This window comes from Streptomyces sp. SLBN-118, assembly GCF_006715635.1.
Taxonomy (GTDB): domain Bacteria; phylum Actinomycetota; class Actinomycetes; order Streptomycetales; family Streptomycetaceae; genus Streptomyces.
Window position 1 is genome coordinate 3,153,838 of sequence record NZ_VFNP01000001.1, and the last position, 19,345, is coordinate 3,173,182.

Sequence of the window (19,345 nt, forward strand, 5' to 3'; positions counted from 1 at the left end):
GCGTCCCAGCCGGTCCACAAGCCGGTAGCGGCCCGCGATCAGCCGCGTTTCCTCGGACACGCAACTCCCCCTCGATCAGCCTGCGTCCATCATGCCGGAGGCCGCCAGCCACGGAGCATGGTGTCGAACTGCTGACGCGTCGTCGCCCAGTCCTCGGCTGGGCCGGACATGTAGAGCGCGTACTCCGTGCCGTTCTCCTCGACGTACAGCTGGTCGATGGCACGGCGCGGACCGGCGAAGGTGTTCTTCTCGTTCCAGGTGAACTCCCAGCGCGCGGAGTTCTCCTGGTCACGGTAGGTGTTCTGGCCCAGCTTCAGCCTCTTGTACTGAGGAAGCCGCTTCGCCAGACCTCTCTCCATGTCCAGCATGTGCATGTACGAGGTCTCGAATTCAGGCGAAGCGTTACTGCTGATCCGGATGCGGTGCTTGCCGTCGTCGGGCGTGTAGTCGATCTGGTCGCCGTCCGCCTGGCGGGTCCAGCCCTTCGGTACGAGCAGGCTGAAGCCTTCCGGGTCGTTCACGCGATGCCATCCGGCCGGCTCGGCCGGGGAGGTGGCCGGCTGGGCCGTCGGCCGGTTGCCCGTACGCCCGCCATCGTTGTCACCGCCCGCGTACTGCATGGCGGCAAGTCCCGCGCCGCCGCCGACAACCGCCGCGAGTACGACGACGATCGCGGCCCTGCGCAGCCTGCCGCCGCGCCGGGGCCGCTCGGCCCGGGCCGTCGTGCCAGGTCCGGGACCCGGAACAGGCGCCGGAGCAGCGGGCGTCGGCGCCGGAACCTGCGTCGTCACGGGCCGGGTGTGCCGCTCCGTCGCCCGCTGCGCGGGCACCTGCGGCTTCCGCGGGGTGGCCCGCCGCTCTCCCATCGCTTCCACCAGCATCTGCTCGGCCTCGGCGGCCGAGGGGCGGGCAGCGGGATCCTTGCGCAGCAGCGCCATGATGACGGGCGCGAGCGGCCCGGCCCACTCGGGCTGACCCGGCTCCTCGCCCACGACCGCCTGCATGCTGGCCAGTGGCGACGAGCGCCGGAAGGGCGACTCGCCCTCCACCGCCGTGTACAGCGTCGCGCCGAGCGACCAGAGGTCGGAGGCGGGTCCGGGGTCGGCGCCACGTACCCGCTCAGGAGCCAAGTAGTCGATGGACCCGACGATTTCCCCGGTCCGGGTGATCGTCGAGTCGCCCTCGATCGCGGCGATCCCGAAGTCGGTGATGAGCACCCGGCCGTCGCGGCTGAGCAGGACGTTGGCGGGTTTGACGTCCCGGTGGAGCACTCCGGCCGCGTGTGCGGCGCCGAGCGCGCGCAGCACGTGCAGCCCGATACGGGCTCCCTCAGCGGCCGGGATGCGCCCGCTCTCCTTGGCCGCGTCGGCGAGAGAGGGCCCGTCGACGTACTGCATCACGATCCAGGGACGGGCGTCGTGTTCGAGGACGTCGTGGACGGTGACGACACCAGGATGGCTGATCCTGGCCGCGGCCCGGGCCTCCTTCTGGGTGCGGGCATGCAGAACGATGCGGTCCGCCTCGGAGACGTACCGCCCGGCGGTCAGCTCCTTGACCGCGACGACCCGGTGCAGCACCTCGTCGTGCGCGCGCCACACCTTGCCCATGCCGCCGCTGCCGATGGTCTCGCTCAGCCGGTAGCGTCCGGCGAGCAGTAGACCCGCGCCCGTGCTTTGACTGTGTTCCACGTCCCCCGCCCAGTTTCCTTGGGATGACAGGTTACGGAGGGGAAGTACGGCCGGGGAACCCCGGATGCCTCAAGTGACCTCGCCGTGATGCTAGCGAGTGGTCCGATAGGCCTTCGTGGCCTCCTGGTGGACCTCGGCCACCTTGTCCCGCTGGTCCTCCGGTCCGATCACCTGGACGACGTGGTAGGCGCCGCCGATGACGAGGGCGAGATTGCGTACGTACACCTCTCGGCCGTTGCTGTCCTGCCAGGTGAACTGCCCCTCGGCCATGGCTTGCTGCCCCACCTCGATACGGCGCAGCCCGGACGCCCCGGCCCACGACGAGTCGCGCCACGGCTGGAGTTCGCGCTCCTTGTCGCGCTGGTATGTCAGCGGATCGTCGCCGTTCGCCTTCACGGTGTCACGGCCCGGCACGACGATCAGAATGAAATCTCCGTCCGTATAGCGGACTTGGCCGACGTCGTTGATCGGGTGGCGCTGCCAGGACTTCTGGACGGCGATCTGGAAACCTTCCGGGTCCTTGCGCAGCGCGTAGCCGTAGGGGATGTTCCCGGCGGGTGCGGATGTCTGGGGCTGCTGGGCACCGGGGCTGGTGGCGGGAGTCGAGGGCCGGTTGTCGGGGGCTGAGGCATCGGGGCCGGGACCGGTCGCCGTCGGACGCCCGCCGTTCTTGCCGTGGGAACCGTCCCGCTGCTGCGAGTCGGCCTTCGGCATGAACACCACGGCGTACGCGACGGCAGCCACCAGAAGGAGCAGCACCAGCAGCAGGAGGGTGCGACCGAGGGACCGGGGGCCGCGCCGCTCACGCCTGGACTTCTTGTGGCGATGGCGGCCGTGCACCACTTCGGCCGAGCCGCGGCGTTTGCGCACCAGCTCGCCCCGGCGGCGCACGACAGGCAGTCGGGAGCCGTCGGCCGGGGCCGACGGGACCGGCACGACATCCATCCCCGCCTCGGGCTCGGGCGCGGACCGCACGAGCGAACGCAGCCAGCCTCGCAATTCCTCGAAGTCCGGGCGCTCCGTGGGGTCCTGACGCAGCAGCGACTCGACGACCGGGCGCAGCGGGCCGCACTCCTCGGCGAAGGCGGGCGGCTCGGAGCAGACGAGCTGGACCAGCTCGACTGCGCTCTCCTCGGGGTAGGGGGCATGACCCTGAACGGCCCGGTAGAGCAGGGCGCCCAGCGCCCAGAGGTCGGTTGCGGGGCCGACGGGGGCGGCCAACTGCCAGTTCTCATGGACGGGTCCGGCCTGCTCGGGGGCCCATCGCTCGGTGACCGCGCCGACGACCGCGATCCGCGCCTGCCGGGCGCGCTCGGCGGCCAGGGGCGTGGCGGGGCCGCGGTAGGCGGGGATGGTGCCGCCCGCGACGATCTCGTCCCAGTGCCCGGTGGGCGCCCGGACCTCGGCGACGACGGGCCTGCGCTGGGCATCGGCGCGCTGGGCATCGGCCCGCAGCGCATCCTGGGCGCTACCGCCAGGACGGGAGGGGGCGGGCAGGCTGCCGGGGCGGGGGCCGGGAAGGGCCGGGCGGGCGCCGTAGGGGTCGTTGTGGCCGCGTGCTGCGGGACGGCCGGCGCCGGGGCTGCCACCCGCCGGGAGGGGGCGCGGGCCGTCCTGGGCCGGGAAGGAGGCGTCGTGCCACCTACCGGCCAGCCTGACGCGGCCGGGGCCGGACCAACCGCCGTCCTCTTCCTCGTCGTCGATGTCGTCGTCGATGTCGTCTACGTCAATGTCGAGGGGCGGGCCCGGCTCACCCGGCCGCCGGGCCCACCAGTCGGGGTCGAAGCCCGCCTGGACCGGACGATCACCCTCGCGCTCGTTCTCGTCGGCGCGCGCCGCGGCCCGTGCCCCCGCGCGGTAGGCAGCGATCGCACCCGCCCTCGCGGCCCGGGCATCCGGCACCCCGCTTCCGGGCCGCGGCAGGGCAACCCGGGCGCCGGGCGAAGCCCCGTACGGACCGTCGTCCCCGTCTGCGTCGGTGTCCTCGTCCTCCGGGTCCTCGTCGTCCGGATCCGCGTACGTCCCCGCCTCCAGGGGCGCAGCTTCCCCCTGCTCCGCCGCCTCGGGCGGCCCGGGTATTCCTGCCAACTCGTCGTCCGGAGGGCCCGGCACCGGGGCGTACCCGCACAGCGCCTCCTCCGCCGCTCCCGACGCCAGTCCCGTCAGGACGACGCGCCCGTCGTCGCAGACGAGGACCGTACGGGAGGTGATGTTGCGATGCGTCCAGCCGTGCGCGTGCAGCACCCGCAGCGCGGTCAGTACGTCGGAGGCGACTTCGGCCGCCCGGTAGGGACTGAGCGGATGCTCCGCCAGAAGCGCCGCGAGCGGCCGCGCGGCGACCCGTTCGCTCACTATCCAGAGAGAACCGCCCTCTGCGAAAACGTCGAAGACCTGGTCCAGGCGCGGATGGTCAGGTATCTGCGCGGCAGCCTGCGCGGCCTCGATGGCCCGCCGCACCGCCGGGTCCGTGGGCCGCCGTGTCGTACGCCCCTGTGTTCTGCTCGGCACCGACCCGCCAATGCCGTCCGTCTCGACGACCTCGGCGTCCACGACCTCCGGCAACGGCACCTGCCGCACCAGGACTTCTTGCCCGCTGTAGGTGTCGAACGCGCGGGTCTCCACCAGTTCGTACGCGTCGGAGGGCGGCAGCGGCAGGCGGTAGCGGTCGGCGAGCACCCTTCCCGCATAGTCGTCCACGTCGCCTCCCCACGCGCGTGCTGTCCCCCGGACGGCCTCAAGGATCGCCCCAAACCGTCAATTCCGGTCGTTTGACGGGCTGTTGCGACCCCTTGCGGCTCCGTACCGTCCGCGAGTTCTCACGATACGTGTCCTGAGTCAGTCCTTGGGCTTGAATGTGGCGAACGCCGTCTTGCGCAGGGTCTCGCACTCGGTGCTTTGCCACTCGCTCGCCTTGCACGTGATCATGATCGAGTAGCCGCGCCCGGCATCCACCTTGAAGCCCCTGTTGAGGACTCGTACCCGCTCGCCGCCCTGATTGCGCTCGAACTGCCAGTCGGCGGCGGTCGGATAGCCCTTGTACTGGACCGGCCGGATTCCGAGGTGCTTGTAGCCGTCGCTGCTGGCGGCGGTCGCCAGCCTCGCCGCGTTCCAGGCAGCGGCGGCGTCGTCCTTGGGGCTGGCGCCGAAGTCGACCTGAATGCGCGGGAATCCACCCGTCCGCAGGTTGAAGATCCCGCCGGAGTTCTCACCCGCGATGCCGGTCATTTTGAAGCCCTTGGGCATCGCCATGGTGAAGTGGAACTGGTCGTTCGAGACCATCACATACCCGGCCGGGATTCCGTTCCCGCTCGCGGGGCCGTCGGTCTTGGGCCCGCCGGACGGCTGCCCGCCCTGGCCGTCGCCGGTCCCGGTGTTGTCCTTGGGGCCGTCCTTGGCCGTGTCCTTGCCCTTGCCGCCGGTCGCGGCGCCGCCCTTGTCCTTGCCGCCGTTCGCCCCGGCCGAAGTGGCCTTGCCGCTCCCGGACTTGTTCTTGCCGCCCGTGTCGCCACCGCCGAGCGTGAGGTAGAGCACGGTCGCCAGCACGGCGAGCGCGACGACGGCCGCGATGGCCACCAGGGTGCGGCGGGGCACGGCATCGGTGAGCGGCGCCCGTGCCGGCACGGGCGGCGCGGCGGAAGCCTGCGGCACGGGCTGCGGCTTCTGTTCCTGCTTCGGTTCCTGCTTCGCGGCCGCCGCGGCGGCGTTGCGCACGGAGCGCAGCGCACCGCGCACCCGGTCGGCCGACGGGTCCTTCGGCCTGGCTTCCGGCGGCGGTGGGGGAAGCGGGGGCAGCGGAACGACGCGGGTGGCTTCCGGCGACGGCTCGGGCTCGGCGGGCCGCTCCGGCGCCTCGGGGGCGTGCAGCACTCGGGTGAGCAACGCCCGTGCGCCCGCGTCGTCGAGACGCTGATCCGGGTCCTTGGCGAGCAGGCCGTAGATGACCTCCTCCAGTGGGCCCGCGTTCTTCGGAGGGTCCAGCGGCTCGGTCATCACGGCGGTCAGCGTCGCGATCGCGGAGCCCTTGTCGTACGGCGGGCAGCCCTCGACGCTCGCGTACAACAGCCCGCCCAGCGACCACAGGTCCGCGGCCGGCCCGGGCTTGTGGCCGCGGGCGCGCTCCGGCGAGATGTAGGAAGGCGCGCCGACGAGCATGCCGGTCGACGTGATCGACGGGTCGCCCTCGACCTGCGCGATTCCGAAGTCGGTGAGCACGACGCGCCCGTCCTCGGCGATCAGCACATTGGACGGCTTCACATCGCGGTGCAGGATGCCCTCACGGTGCGCGGAACGCAGTACGTCGAGGATCGCGAGTCCGACCTCGGCGGCCCGCCGGGGCGTCAGCGTGCCGTCCTCGCGTACGGCTTCGGCCAGCGACTTGCCCTCGACGAGTTCCATGACGATCCACGGGCGGTCGTCCTCGTCGACGACGTCGTAGACCGTCACCGCGCTGTTGTTGCGGATACGGGCGATCGCCTTGGCCTCGCGCAGGGTGCGCGTGATGAGGCGGCGCTTTTCTTCCTCGTCGATGCTGTTGGGGAAGCGCAGTTCCTTCACCGCGACGGTACGGCCGAGAGTCTCGTCGACGGCTCTCCACACGGTGCCCATGCCGCCGCGCCCGAGGACGCCTCCCAGCCGGTACCGCCCGGCGAGCAGCCGCCCCTGGGTCTCCCGCCCGGAACTCCGCGCGACCGCACCCGCCTTGACGGACGCGGCTGCCGTCTTGGGCTCGGGCGTCTTCGGCTGGGGCACCTTGGACTCGGGCGCCTTGGGCTCAGGCACCTTGGGCTCGGGCGCCTTGGACTCGGGGGACGTCGACTCGGGCGCCTTGGGCTCAGGCACCTTGGGCTCGGGCGCCTTGGACTCGGGGGACGTCGACTCGGGCGCCTTGGGCTCGGGCGCCTTGGGCTCGGGGGACGTCGACTTGGGGGACGCTGCCTGGGGTGCCCCGGACGCGTCGGCCCCCGACACGGCTCCGTCACCGCGGCCAGGGCTCATCGCGTCCCCGCGGCCCGGGACGGACCCCGGTCCTGAGCCCCGCGCCGTGGCGCCCCGCCCGGAAGTCTGCGCAGGCTTCTCCGGCTCGGCGCCGGACGCCGGTTCGGCCTCCGGTGCGGGCACCGCAGTGGCCTCCGGCTCCGTGTCGAGCTTCTCCTCGGGACCCTGGGACTCCGGCTCGGGGTCCCGAGACTCCGCCTTGAGCTCCGCCCGGGAATCCTGCCCGGCATCCCGCTGGGGCTCCTCGGCCGTTTCCCGCTGGGGCTCCCGCGACTGCTCCGCCTCCGACATGCGTCCCCTCTGCGATCCCTGATCTTCGCCCGCGCCTGCCGTTTCCCGCTGCGATGCGGTAACCCTCCCTGGCAGAGCCCCCATTGTCCCTCACTCGGGGACCGGCGTTTCTCCCGGGTCCGCAGTCAGCCAGGACGGGTCCAGAAGCAGGAAGGCAATCACCATGCCACTGCTCGCGGTGAAGCTCACCGCTTGGCTGGTCGGGGGCCCTGTCCAGCCAAGCGGAACGCACCCCTCCGGAGCACACGCCACCCCGAACCGGCCCTCCGGACGGCCGATTTCCACCGGGTCGGGGCCGAAGGCCCGCGGGCGGGCCGGGCGACGGGCGGGCCGGGGGCCGGGCTGGGCGAGCCGGGACCGGGCCCGGGCCCGGGCGATGGGATCAGAGCGGCACGATGTCCGGCGCCCCCAGCCGCGCAGCGTCCGCCGTCAGGTCGTCCGGCTGCCGCTGCGACTCCCGCTCCGCCTCCACCCGCTTGTCGTAGTGCTCGATCTCCTTCTCGATGTGCTCCTTGTCCCAGCCCAGCACCGGCGCCATCAGCTCCGCACACTCCCGCGCGCAGCGCGTCCCCCGGTCGAAGGTCTCGATCGAGATCCTGGTCCGCCGCGTCAGTACGTCATCGAGATGCCGCGCCCCTTCGTGTGACGCGGCATAGACGACCTCGGCCCGCAGATAGTCATCCGCGCCTTCCAGCGGCTCCCCGAGCTTCGGGTTGTCGGCGATCAGCGTCAGCAGATCCTCGATCATCGAGCCGTACCGGTTCAGCAGATGCTCCACGCGCACCACATGAAGCCCTGTCCGCGCCGCGATCCTCGCCCGCGCGTTCCACAGCGCGGCATAGCCCTCGGCTCCGACGAGCGGGACGTTCTCCGTGACGCATGCGGCCACCCGCTGGTCGAGCGCGTGCACCGCCTCGTCCACCGCATCCTTCGCCATCACCCGGTACGTCGTGTACTTGCCGCCCGCCACAACCACCAGCCCGGGCACCGGATGCGCCACCGTGTGCTCGCGCGACAGCTTGCTGGTCGCGTCCGACTCCCCGGCGAGCAGCGGACGCAGGCCGGCGTACACCCCCTGGACGTCGTCGCGGGTCAGAGGCACCGCCAGCACGGAGTTGACGTGCTCAATGAGATAGTCGATGTCCGCACTGGACGCGGCCGGATGGGCCTTGTCGAGATCCCAGTCCGTGTCCGTCGTCCCCACGATCCAGTGCCGCCCCCAGGGGATGACGAACAGCACGGACTTCTCGGTCCGCAGGATCAGCCCGGTCGACGAGTGGATCCGGTCCTTGGGCACCACCAGATGGATGCCCTTGGAGGCCCGCACATGGAACTGCCCGCGCTCCCCGATCAGCGCCTGGGTGTCGTCCGTCCACACCCCGGTCGCGTTGACGACCTGCTTGGCCCGGATCTCGTACTCCCCGCCGGACTCGACGTCCTGCACCCGCGCGCCGACGACCCGCTCACCCTCCCGCAGAAAGCCGACCACCCGCGCCCGGCTGGCGGCATGGGCGCCATAGCTCGCGGCCGTCCGTACCAAGGTCGCCACATAGCGGGCGTCGTCCATCTGTGCGTCGTAATACTGCAACGCCCCGACCAGGGCATCCTTCTTCAGGCAGGGTGCGACCCGCAGCGCTTGCCGCCGCGACAGATGCCGGTGGACGGGCAGGCCGCGCCCATGCCCCGACGACACCGACATCGCGTCGTACAGCGCGACGCCCGATCCGGCGTAGAGGCGCTCCCAGCCCTTGTGCTGGAGCGGATAGAGGAAGGGCACCGGCTTGACCAGATGCGGGGCCAGCCGCTCCAGCAGCAGCCCGCGCTCCTTCAGCGCCTCCCGGACGAGTGCGAAGTCCAGCATCTCCAGATAGCGCAGCCCGCCGTGGATCATCTTGCTCGACCTGCTCGATGTGCCCGACGCCCAGTCCCTCGCCTCGACAAGCCCGGTGGAGAGTCCTCTTGTCGCGGCGTCCAGCGCGGTCCCTGCTCCCACCACGCCCGCGCCGACCACCAGCACGTCCAGTTCACGCTCGGCCATCCCGGCGAGCGCCTCGGCACGCTCCTTAGGTCCCAGTGTCGCTGTCCTCACTGCTGCCTCCCGTCGCCCCCGTACGGCCCCTGCGATCGGGCTCACAACGTCGATTCTGTCCGCAGTCGAGGACTTCAGCCACCGCCTGTGGATAACACTCGGACAGCCACAAGCTCGCAATGCGACATATCGTTCATATTTACGCCTAGTCTGACATTGCGCCTGCCTGTTCTGCCCACAGGGCTTGCGCTCACTGTCCCCGCGGCTTATAGGGAAGGACGGCCAACGCCATGCCCGCAGATCTCGCCGTCATCGGACTCGGTCATCTCGGCCTGCCCCTCGCCCAGGCCGCCGTAGCCGCCGGCATCGAGACCATCGGCTATGACACCGAGCCACGCCAGTTGCCCGAACCGGCGGCGGGATGCACTCCGGCCGACATCCGCCGCATGCTCGCCGGTGGCTTCAGGACCGTCACGGACCCGGCCGAACTCGGACGCGTACGAACCGCCGTCATCTGCGCTCCCACCCCTCTCGGAGCCGACGGGGCGCTCGATCTCACCGCCCTCGCCGAGTCCGCCCGGACACTCGCCGCGCGGCTGCGCCCGCACACCACCGTGCTGCTCGAATCGGCCGTCCAGCCCGGCACCACGGAGACGTTCCTCCGCCCGATCCTCGAAGGGGGCTCCGGGCTGCGCGCCGGCCGCGACTTCCATCTCGCGTACTCCCCGAGCCGGGTGGACCCCGGCAGCCGCACCCACGGCTACGCCAACACCCCCAAAGTCATCGGCGGCCTCACCCCCGCGTGCACCGAATCGGCCGCCGCCTTCTACGGACGCCTCACCGACAAGGTCGTCCGCGCGCGCGGACCGCGCGAGGCCGAGACCGTCAAGGTCCTCGAAACGAACTTCCGCCACGTCAACATCGCCCTGGTCAACGAGATGGCAGTGCTCTGCCACGACCTGGGCGTCGACCTCTGGGACGTCATCCGCTGCGCCGAGACCAAGCCCTTCGGCTTCCATGCCTTCCGCCCGGGCCCGGGCGTCGGCGGCCACGGCGTCCCCCTGGACCCAGGACCTGTCGCGCCGTCCGGCCGCGGCTCCGCCCACCCCCTGCGGATGGTCGGCCTCGCGGAGGAAATCAACACCCGGATGCCGCAATACGTCATCCAGCGCTGCGCCACGCTCCTCAACGAACACGGCAAATCGGCCCGCGGGGCGCGTGTGCTGCTCCTCGGCATCACCTACAAGCCGGACCTCCCCGACCTGGAGGCGTCCCCTGCCACCGAGGTCGCCCGCCGCCTGATGGACCTGGGCGCGGCCGTCAGCTACCACGACCCGTACGTCCCCGACTGGCGGGTCCACGAACTCCCGGTTCCCCGTGCGGACTCGCTCTACGACGCCGCCGCCAGCGCGGATCTGACCGTGCTGCTCCAGCACCACCGCACGTACGACATGCAGGGCCTGGCCGTGAAGGCCCAACTCCTCCTGGATACAAGGGGAGCCACCCCGGCCGGGGCCGCACACCGCCTCTGAGCCCCCAACAGCCGTATCCAACAGCTCGATAACGCGGTGCCTCACTGTCGTACCGGACTGCTAGTGTCCGGGGATCTCGCTCGCACGCTCGTGCGATGCATTCGTTCCTGGGGGATTCCAGATGAGCCAGCCTGTTTCACCGTCGTCCGGCAACCCGTTCGCCGGCGGCGACGCCCCGTACGCCCCAACTCCGCCTGCGGCGCCGGTCCGTGACAACATCGGCCTCGGCATCGTCGTCGCCGTCGTCGCCGCACTGATCGGCGCAGGTGCGTACGGCGCCCTCAGCGGCGCCATCGAGCGCGAGATCGGCTACGCGGCCATCGGCGTCGGCTTCCTCATCGGCTTCGCCGCCGCCAAGGTCGGCGGCCGCAACCCCGTGCTGCCCGTCATCAGCGCGCTGCTGGCGCTCCCCGCCGTGTACCTGGGCCAGCTGATCGGCGGCGCAGTCGTCCTGGCCAAGCTCACGAACGGCGCCTTCCTGGACATCTTCTTCGACAGGTTCGATGTGCTGACCGATGCATGGAGCGAATCGGCGGACGGTATGACGTACCTCTTCCTCGCCGTCGGCGCCGTCGCCGCTTTCGGTGGCGCCAAGAAGGCCAACGGCTAAGAGCCACTGGCTGATCGGGACAAACGCGAAGGGGCCCGGCACCGTGCGCCGCCCGGTGCCGGGCCCCTTCGTATGTCACTCGTATGTGACTTCGTACGTGCCTCCGTACGCGGTCGGATTCAGCGGCGGTGCTGCGAGTCCGCCACCGTCACCTCGACGCGCTGGAACTCCTTGAGCTCGCTGTAGCCCGTCGTCGCCATCGCGCGGCGCAGGGCGCCGAAGAAGTTCATCGAGCCGTCGGGGCTGTGCGAGGGACCGGTGAGAACTTCCTCGGTCGTGCCGACAATGCCCAGGTCCACCAGCTTGCCGCGCGGCACGTCCTCGTGGACCGCCTCCATGCCCCAGTGGTGGCCGCGGCCCGGCGCGTCCGTCGCGCGGGCGAGCGGGGAGCCGATCATCACCGCGTCGGCGCCGCACGCGATCGCCTTCGGCAGGTCGCCGGACCAGCCGACGCCACCATCGGCGATGACATGCACATACCGGCCACCGGACTCGTCCATGTAGTCCCGGCGGGCCGCGGCCACATCGGCCACCGCCGTCGCCATCGGGACCTGGATGCCCAGCACATTGCGCGTGGTGTGCGCGGCGCCGCCGCCGAAGCCGACCAGGACGCCCGCGGCGCCCGTACGCATCAGATGCAGCGCAGCCGTGTAGGTGGCGCAGCCGCCCACGATGACCGGCACGTCGAGCTCGTAGATGAACTGCTTCAGGTTCAGCGGTTCGGCAGCGCCCGAGACGTGCTCGGCCGAGACCGTCGTACCGCGGATGACGAAGATGTCCACACCGGCGTCGACAACGGCCTTGGAGAACTGCGCGGTGCGCTGCGGCGAGAGCGCGGCGGCGGTCACCACACCCGAGTCGCGGACCTCCTTGATCCGCTGCCCGATCAGCTCCTCCTTGATCGGGGCGGCGTAGATCTCCTGCAGACGGCGGGTCGCTGCCCCCTCGTCCAGCTCGGAGATCTCGTCGAGCAGGGGCTGCGGGTCCTCGTAGCGGGTCCAGAGGCCTTCGAGGTTCAGTACGCCCAGACCGCCCATCTCACCGATCCGGATCGCGGTCCCCGGGGAGACCACCGAGTCCATCGGAGCGGCCAGGAAGGGCAGCTCGAAGCGGTAGGCGTCGATCTGCCAGGCGATCGAGACCTCCTTCGGGTCCCGGGTACGCCGGCTCGGTACGACGGCGATGTCATCGAACGCGTACGCCCGGCGGCCGCGCTTGCCGCGCCCGATCTCGATCTCAGTCACGATGTGTGGCCTCTCCCTCTACGTCTGCGCTACCAGTATCCCCGACGCACACGTCAGGGGCGGTCCCGGGAATCCCCGGGACCGCCCCTGAGCACGCGTGGACTACTTCCTGCTGTAGTTCGGCGCCTCGACCGTCATCTGGATGTCGTGCGGGTGGCTCTCCTTGAGCCCCGCCGACGTGATCCGCACGAAGCGGCCCTTGCTCTCCATCTCGTCGATGGCGGCCGCCCCGACGTAGCCCATGGTCTGGCGCAGACCGCCGACCAGCTGGTGGAGCACCGCCGACAGCGGGCCGCGGTAGGGCACCTGGCCCTCGATGCCCTCGGGGACGAGCTTGTCGTCGGAGGCCACCTCGGCCTGGAAGTAGCGGTCCTTGGAGTACGAACGGCCCTGGCCGCGCGACTGCATGGCGCCGAGCGAGCCCATGCCACGGTAGGACTTGAACTGCTTGCCGTTGATGAAGAGCAACTCGCCAGGGGACTCCTCGCAGCCCGCGAGGAGACTGCCCAGCATGACCGTGTCCGCGCCGGCGGCGAGCGCCTTGCCGATGTCGCCGGAGTACTGCAGACCGCCGTCACCGATGACCGGAACGCCCGCCGCCCGCGCGGCCAGTGCCGCCTCGTAGATCGCCGTGACCTGCGGAACGCCGATGCCGGCAACCACTCGGGTCGTACAGATGGAGCCGGGGCCGACACCGACCTTGACGCCGTCCACACCGGCGTCGATCAGGGCCTGGGCACCGTCACGGGTCGCCACATTGCCGCCGATGATGTCGACGCCCACGCTCGACTTGATCTTCGCCATCCAGTTGAGGGCGTTGCTGTTGTGCCCGTGCGAGGTGTCGACGATGAGGAAGTCGACGCCCGCACCGGCCAGCGCCTGGGCCCGCTCCAGGGCCTCCGGGCTGGCACCGACCGCCGCGCCCACGAGCAGACGGCCCTCGGAGTCCTTTGCCGCATGGGGATACTGCTCGGCCTTGACGAAGTCCTTGACCGTGATCAGGCCCTTGAGGCTGCCCGCGTCGTCGACCAGCGGAAGCTTCTCGATCTTGTGGCGGCGCAGCAGCTCCATGGCGTCCACGCCGGAGATGCCGACCTTGCCGGTGACCAGCGGCATCGGGGTCATGACCTCGCGCACCTGGCGCGTGCGGACCGTCTCGAAAGCCATGTCGCGGTTGGTGACGATGCCGAGCAGCTTGCCCGCGGCGTCCGTGACCGGCACTCCGCTGATACGGAACTTGGCGCACAAGGCGTCCGCCTCGGCGAGCGTGGCATCGGGATGCACCGTGATCGGGTCGGTGACCATTCCGGACTCGGAACGCTTGACCAGGTCGACCTGGTTGACCTGGTCCTCGATGGACAGATTGCGGTGCAGTACGCCCACGCCGCCCTGGCGCGCCATGGCGATCGCCATCCGCGACTCGGTGACCTTGTCCATCGCCGCGGAGAGCAGCGGGATGTTCACCCGGACGTTCCTCGAGACACGGGACGAGGTGTCGACCGCGTTCGGAAGCACTTCCGAAGCACCCGGCAACAGCAGCACATCGTCGTAGGTCAGCCCGAGTGTCGCGAATTTATCGGGCACTCCGTCGACGTTGGTCATGACACCTTCCCCAAATGGCCTTGATCGGTGCGGATGTCCATGCTAACGGGCCCGGAAGCCGTCTCATTCCACGATCAAGATCGTCGAGCAGCTTTGTGTGTTCATACGTGCGTGAGAAGCCGTACGACTCAATGCCCGGCTCACTGTCGTCAATGTCCGGCTCACCGTCGGCTCACTGCTCGGCCAGGGCGCGCAACCGGCTGAGAGCGCGGTGCTGCGCGACCCGTACCGCGCCGGGAGACATGCCCAGCATCTGGCCCGTCTCCTCGGCGGTCAGCCCGACCGCGACCCGCAGCACCAGCAGCTCGCGCTGGTTCTCCGGAAGGTTGGCCAGGAGCCTCTTCGCCCACTCGGCGTCGTCGCTGAGCAGTGCGCGCTCCTCGGGACCGAGGGAGTCGTCCGGCCGCTCGGGCATCTCGTCGGAGGGCACGGCCGTCGATCCCGGATGCCGCATGGCGGCCCGCTGCAGATCGGCGACCTTGTGCGACGCGATGGCGAAAACGAAGGCCTCGAAGGGCCTTCCGGTGTCCTTGTAGCGCGGCAGTGCCATCAGTACCGCGACACAGACCTCCTGGGCGAGGTCCTCGACGAAATGACGCGCGTCGCCCGGCAGCCGGCTGAGCCGGGTGCGGCAATAGCGAAGCGCGAGCGGATGGACGCATGCCAGGAGATCGTGCGTAGCCTGCTCATCGCCTTCGACGGCACGGTGAACGAGTGCACCGATCACCGTGGTCTCGTCGTCGCGCATCGGTCCATCGTGCCTTGGCGGCTGAGCGTCCGTGGCACTGCGTCCAATGTTGTGCACCGAAGCGTTATGAGCAGGTGCGCCGGAACTCATCTCCTGCGCCCTCCCGTCCCGCTCGACCGACTTGTCCCCGAGGAACTCCACCCCTCAAGGATGCGGCATCGCGAGGGAAACGGATGCCCTCGGTCATCCGCCGCCCCGCCCACCGGCGGCGGGCGGGGTTCGTCACGCCCCCGCGACAGGCCTTCCGTCGGGCCGCGGGGAGTGTCTTTCGGATCGTGACGGGCTCGCGTGCCCCGGCACGCTCCCCCACAGCCTTCGGCGTGGGAGGGGCCCCACCCCCGTAGCCCTTCGGGCACGGGAGGTGCCCCCACGCCGCGTTGTCGTCAGTCGCCGACGCTCCGCATGGGTTCTCCCCCTGCCTTCGGCGGGGGGACCCCCATCCTCCGTCCTGCGATCGCCCGCACCGCGGTGACAATCGCACGCACCGCGGAGACATCAGCCGCTCCGCGGCGGGCCGCTCGCTGACCCGGCTTGATCCAAAAGCCACCCTCTAGCGCACCAGGCCCCAGCGGAATCCGAGCGCGACGGCGTGCGCCCGGTCCGAGGCGCCGAGCTTCTTGAAAAGCCGCCTGGCGTGGGTCTTCACGGTGTCCTCGGAGAGGAAGAGCTCCCGGCCGATCTCGGCGTTCGACCGGCCGTGGCTCATGCCTTCGAGGACCTGGATCTCACGCGCTGTGAGGGTGGGTGCCGCACCCATTTCGGCCGAGCGCAGCCGTCGTGGGGCGAGCCGCCAGGTCGGGTCGGCGAGCGCCTGGGTGACCGTCGCCCGCAGTTCGGCCCGCGACGCGTCCTTGTGCAGATAGCCGCGGGCACCGGCGGCGACCGCGAGCGCGACACCGTCCAGGTCCTCGGCGACCGTGAGCATGATGATCCGGGCGCCCGGGTCCGCGGACAGCAGCCGGCGGACGGTCTCGACACCGCCGAGTCCGGGCATGCGTACGTCCATCAGAATCAGGTCCGAGCGGTCGGCGCCCCAGCGGCGGAGCACTTCCTCGCCGTTGGCCGCGGTCGTCACGCGCTCGACGCCGGGCACGGTCGCAACCGCCCGGCGGAGCGCCTCTCGGGCAAGCGGGGAGTCGTCGCAGACGAGGACGGATGTCATGGCCGCCCTCCGCAGCTGATGCGCGTCACCTTGAGCCTCCAGGCTGGGTACGTTTCGTCACCTGTGCGGTTGAACGCTTTCGGACATGTGCCCGAGCGCTTGTTCTTTCAACCGCCTCCGCACTCTCAACGACGGTCACTCGAAAGAGTTACGGGTCGGACTCCCGCCTTCGGCACTCTACGTGAGGAGCCGTGCGCGGAGGAGAGCACTGCAGGTGGATGAGCCTTTCACCTGGAAGGCATGCCCCATTTAGCTTCTTTTCTTCCCTTTTTGCAGTGTCTGTAGCTAGATTCGCAATGAGTCATATTTACATCTACTTAGACAGTAGATGTACGGTCGTGAGGCACAGCGGGTGCCGGACGGGTGCCGGACATGGCTCGGATCCCGCTCCGGATCCTGACCGTATCCCGCTCGTGCGCCACCTGACCTGTATCCACTCAGCACGGTTTCAAGGGGACATGCGCTATGGCAGATTTCTCCCGCCTTCCCGGACCCAACGCCGATTTGTGGGACTGGCAGCTCCTCGCAGCCTGCCGCGGGGTGGACAGTTCGCTCTTCTTCCACCCCGAGGGCGAGCGGGGAGCCGCACGAAGTGCGCGCGAGAACTCGGCGAAAGAGGTCTGCATGAGGTGCCCGGTACGAGCGGAGTGCGCGGCGCACGCGCTGGCGGTGCGGGAGCCGTACGGCGTGTGGGGCGGTCTGACGGAGGACGAGCGGGAGGAGCTGATGGGGCGTGCGCGACATCGCCTGATCCCGGCGACCAGCCTGGGAGGACCGGCGCGGAGCTGACGCCCGCGCTTGGGAGAACGACGAAGAAACGTTCCTGCACCACCCCCGTCCGACGCTCCGGCGGGGGTGGTCCGGTCAGCGGGGTGCGGCGAGGGCGAGCTGATGCAGCGTGGCGGCGACCGCCGGCACCTGAGCCAGGTCCGGCAGCGTGAGCGCGACGATCTCGCGCCTCAGGGGAGGCTCCACGGTCACGGTGCGTGCACCCTTGGGCCGTACGGACTCCATCGCGAGTTCGGGCAGCACCGCCACGCCCAGACCCGCGCCCACCAGGCCGATCACGGCCGGATAGTCATCGGTGGCGAAGTCGATCCGGGGCGTGAATCCGGCCTCCTCACAGACCTCGACGAGCTGCCGGCGACAGCGGGGGCAGCCCGCGATCCAGGGCTCGTCGGCAAGGTCGGCGATGGTCACAGAACCGGCACCGGCCAGCCGGTGGCCCGTGGGGACAAGGCCGACAAGGCGATCGGCGAGCAGGGGGCGGACGACGAGGTCGTCCCATTCCGCGGCCGCGGAGCCGTACCGGAAGGCGAGCGCCACATCGCAGTCGCCCTCGCGCAGCATCTGAACCGAACGCGGCGGCTCCGCCTCGACGAGCGAGACCCGGGTGCCGGGATGGGCCGCTCGCAGCGCCGCGAGCGCGGCCGGTACGAGCGTGGAACTGCCGCTCGGGAACGACACGAGCCGTACCCGCCCCGCCCGCAGACCCACGATGGCGGCGATCTCCTCCTCTGCGGCGGTCAGCCCGGCGAGGATGCCGGAGGCGTGGCGTACGAGAACGTCACCCGCCTGGGTCAGCCGCATCTCGCGCCCCGTACGGACCAGCAGCGGGGTGCCCGCGCTTGCTTCGAGTGCCTTCATCTGCTGGCTGACCGCCGGCTGGGTGCACCCCAGCCGACGCGCGGCCGCGGAGAACGAGCCGGTGGCGGCCACGGCGCGCAGCACTCTCAGATGACGGGCTTCGATCACCCCTTGAATATAAGGGTGGCTTGGAGAGGATCCTTCCTTTCGATTGGATCCTTTGGGAGCGGGAGTTAGCGTGTCGTCCATGAAGCTTCTGACCGTGAATGTGGGCCGGCCGAAGACCGTCGAGTACACCGACGCGGCGGGCGGCGCGACCGGCATCGACAAACAGCCGGTGGATGGGGTCGTCCGGGTGAGCGACCCCGGTCCCAAGGGCCAGGGCGCCGGCGGTGTCGCGGGGGACGCGGTCTGCGATCTGCGCCACCACGGCGGCACCGACCAGGCGGTGTACGCGTTCGCGCGTGAGGATCTCGACTTCTGGGAGCGGGAGTTGGGGCGGCCCCTGGGCAGTGGCGCGTTCGGGGAGAACCTCACCACGAGCGGGCTCGACGTGAGCGGGGCGAAGATCGGCGAGCGCTGGCGGATCGGCGACGAGCTGGTGCTCGAAGTGACGAGCGGCCGCATTCCGTGCCGTACGTTCGCAAGCTGGCTGGGTGAGAAGGGCTGGGTCAAGCGCTTCACCCAGCAGGGCGCTCCCGGCGCCTATCTGCGGGTCGTCGAGCCCGGCGGGATCCGCGCGGGCGACCTGATCGAGATCCTTCACCGGCCGGACCACGAGGTGACGGTGGAGATGGCCTTCCGCGCCGAGACCACCGAACGGACGCTGCTGCCCAAGGTGCTCGCGGCCGGCGACACGCTCCACCCCGAACTGCTGAGGACCGCGCGGGAGTACGTCGCCAAGCACGACGCGTAGCGCCGGTTTCCTGGCGCTGCGGCCCCGGTGGACACGTGCCCCGCGCCCGCACACGGGGCACTAACGTGCCGCCTATGACGACTGCACTGATTACGGGAGCGACCGCGGGGATCGGCGCCGCGTTCGCGCGGCGGCTCGCGGCCGACGGACACAACCTGGTGCTGGTGGCCCGCGACATCAAGCGGCTGGAGGAGCAGGCCACCGAACTGCACGACCGGCACGGCATCGAGGCGGAGGTACTGACCGCCGATCTTTCGCAGGACGAGGGCATCTCGGCGGTCGAGAAGCGGCTCGCCGACCGCAGGAATCCGGTGGATCTGCTGGTCAACAACGCCGGTTTCGGGAACAAGGGGCGCTTCCTGGAAGTGTCCATGGCCGACGAGTTGACGATGCTCAAGGTGCACTGCGAGGCGGTGCTGCGGCTCACGTCGGCGGCGACCGGGGCGATGCGCGAGCGCGGGCGGGGCGGCGTGGTGAATGTGGCGTCGGTGGCAGCGTTCGTGCCGCGCGGTACTTACGGCGCGTCGAAGGCGTGGGTCGTGCAGTTCACGCAGGGCGCCGCACGGGATCTGGCGGGGTCCGGGGTGCGGCTGATGGCCCTCTGCCCCGGTTTCGTACGTACCGAGTTCCATGAGCGCGCCGGAATGGGCACGGAAAACATCCCCGGGTGGATGTGGCTCGACGCGGACAAGCTGGCGGCGGCCGCGCTGGCGGATCTGGCACGCGGCAAGTCGCTGTCGATTCCGGACCCGCGCTACAAGGCGCTGATGGGTGTGGTGAAGCTGGCGCCGCGTGGGCTGATCGGCGGGCTTTCGTCCAGGACCGGCCGGAAGTACGGTCCGCAGTAGGGCCCCATGGCAGGGATGTGGCGGCTGCCGTCCGGCCCGCGGATGCGGACGGCGGCCTCGTGAGTCGCGACAGATGCCTCCGAAGTCGCGTCG

General features: G+C 70.5%; 14 protein-coding genes. 5 read left to right on the forward strand and 9 right to left on the reverse strand.

Features of this window, described 5'->3' with window-relative positions:
* Positions 1-89: 89 nt before the first annotated feature.
* The 4 genes from FBY35_RS14155 to FBY35_RS14170 form a co-directional block, all read right to left on the reverse strand.
* A complete protein-coding gene (locus FBY35_RS14155; protein ID WP_142214150.1) occupies positions 90-1,688 on the reverse strand; it encodes a serine/threonine-protein kinase in 1,599 nt (532 codons plus the stop codon).
* A gap of 90 nt (positions 1,689-1,778) precedes the next feature.
* Positions 1,779-4,385, reverse strand: a complete 2,607-nt coding sequence (locus tag FBY35_RS14160) for a protein kinase (RefSeq protein WP_142214151.1) — start codon at positions 4,383-4,385, stop codon at positions 1,779-1,781.
* Between the two features lie 138 nt (positions 4,386-4,523).
* Positions 4,524-6,974, reverse strand: a complete 2,451-nt coding sequence (locus tag FBY35_RS14165) for a serine/threonine protein kinase (protein WP_142214152.1) — start codon at positions 6,972-6,974, stop codon at positions 4,524-4,526.
* 382 nt (positions 6,975-7,356) lie between these two features.
* Positions 7,357-9,063 (reverse strand): glycerol-3-phosphate dehydrogenase/oxidase, encoded by a 1,707-nt coding sequence (locus FBY35_RS14170; protein ID WP_142214153.1) that lies wholly within the window; start codon positions 9,061-9,063, stop codon positions 7,357-7,359.
* A 230-nt stretch (positions 9,064-9,293) separates the two neighbouring features.
* Between FBY35_RS14170 and FBY35_RS14175 the strand changes: the two genes are divergently transcribed.
* Both FBY35_RS14175 and FBY35_RS14180 read left to right on the forward strand, forming a co-directional pair.
* Complete coding sequence (locus FBY35_RS14175) at positions 9,294-10,535, forward strand: nucleotide sugar dehydrogenase (protein ID WP_142214154.1); 1,242 nt, start codon at positions 9,294-9,296, stop codon at positions 10,533-10,535.
* Between the two features lie 121 nt (positions 10,536-10,656).
* The gene (locus FBY35_RS14180; RefSeq protein ID WP_142214155.1) at positions 10,657-11,145 is read left to right on the forward strand and encodes a hypothetical protein; all 489 of its coding nucleotides are present in this window, start codon (positions 10,657-10,659) and stop codon (positions 11,143-11,145) included.
* Positions 11,146-11,264: 119 nt separating this feature from the next.
* On the opposite strand, the gene FBY35_RS14185 is transcribed toward FBY35_RS14180, so the two are convergent.
* From FBY35_RS14185 to FBY35_RS14200, 4 genes are all read right to left on the reverse strand, one after another.
* On the reverse strand, positions 11,265-12,389 hold the full coding sequence (locus tag FBY35_RS14185; protein ID WP_142214156.1) for a GuaB3 family IMP dehydrogenase-related protein: 1,125 nt from the start codon (positions 12,387-12,389) through the stop codon (positions 11,265-11,267).
* Positions 12,390-12,491: 102 nt separating this feature from the next.
* On the reverse strand, positions 12,492-13,991 hold the full coding sequence (gene guaB, locus FBY35_RS14190; protein WP_142214157.1) for an IMP dehydrogenase: 1,500 nt from the start codon (positions 13,989-13,991) through the stop codon (positions 12,492-12,494).
* A 172-nt stretch (positions 13,992-14,163) separates the two neighbouring features.
* The gene (locus FBY35_RS14195; RefSeq protein ID WP_142214158.1) at positions 14,164-14,739 is read right to left on the reverse strand and encodes a sigma-70 family RNA polymerase sigma factor; all 576 of its coding nucleotides are present in this window, start codon (positions 14,737-14,739) and stop codon (positions 14,164-14,166) included.
* A gap of 550 nt (positions 14,740-15,289) precedes the next feature.
* On the reverse strand, positions 15,290-15,901 hold the full coding sequence (locus FBY35_RS14200) for a response regulator transcription factor (protein WP_003948568.1): 612 nt from the start codon (positions 15,899-15,901) through the stop codon (positions 15,290-15,292).
* Between the two features lie 465 nt (positions 15,902-16,366).
* Between FBY35_RS14200 and FBY35_RS14205 the strand changes: the two genes are divergently transcribed.
* Positions 16,367-16,690, forward strand: a complete 324-nt coding sequence (locus FBY35_RS14205; protein WP_142214159.1) for a WhiB family transcriptional regulator — start codon at positions 16,367-16,369, stop codon at positions 16,688-16,690.
* Between the two features lie 75 nt (positions 16,691-16,765).
* Here the strand turns inward: FBY35_RS14205 and FBY35_RS14210 are convergent, their stop codons facing one another.
* Positions 16,766-17,656 carry a LysR family transcriptional regulator gene (locus tag FBY35_RS14210; RefSeq protein WP_142214160.1) on the reverse strand — a complete coding sequence of 297 codons (891 nt, stop codon included), beginning with the start codon at positions 17,654-17,656 and terminating at the stop codon, positions 16,766-16,768.
* Positions 17,657-17,735: 79 nt separating this feature from the next.
* Between FBY35_RS14210 and FBY35_RS14215 the strand changes: the two genes are divergently transcribed.
* Positions 17,736-18,404 (forward strand): MOSC domain-containing protein, encoded by a 669-nt coding sequence (locus tag FBY35_RS14215; RefSeq protein WP_142214161.1) that lies wholly within the window; start codon positions 17,736-17,738, stop codon positions 18,402-18,404.
* Between the two features lie 74 nt (positions 18,405-18,478).
* A complete protein-coding gene (locus FBY35_RS14220) occupies positions 18,479-19,252 on the forward strand; it encodes an SDR family oxidoreductase (protein WP_142214162.1) in 774 nt (257 codons plus the stop codon).
* Positions 19,253-19,345 lie beyond the last annotated feature (93 nt).